The organism is Pantoea sp. SIMBA_079, from assembly GCF_046940275.1.
In the GTDB taxonomy this organism is placed as follows: domain Bacteria; phylum Pseudomonadota; class Gammaproteobacteria; order Enterobacterales; family Enterobacteriaceae; genus Pantoea; species Pantoea borealis.
Genome location: NZ_JAWRYR010000670.1, coordinates 1 through 250, shown reverse-complemented (window position 1 = coordinate 250; position 250 = coordinate 1). Strand labels below are relative to the sequence as shown.

Here is a 250-nt window from a genome sequence, read left to right as displayed (position 1 = left end):
ATGCAAGTTCGGATCAAAATGAAATAAATTATACCGTTTTAACTGATAATCGATTCATCAATACTTAAGTAAATAAAATTTTACTTCAAAATTACCTATATTATCCCAATGAGATATTCCATCGATAGCCACATCAGTCCCGTGTATTGGCTGAGGAAGGACAGGGTTACCGCCTTTTGATACGTGCACGTTATTCAACGTGGTCATTTTCCAACCAGGAAAATCTTGAGAGGAAGACGACGCGTTTAAC

1 protein-coding gene is annotated in these 250 nt (G+C 36.8%); it reads right to left on the bottom strand.

The features are described from left to right. Positions 1-57: 57 nt before the first annotated feature. Positions 58-250, bottom strand: a 193-nt coding sequence (locus tag SB719_RS21635) for a hypothetical protein (protein WP_412159957.1), incomplete at its 5' end; no start/stop codon positions are given.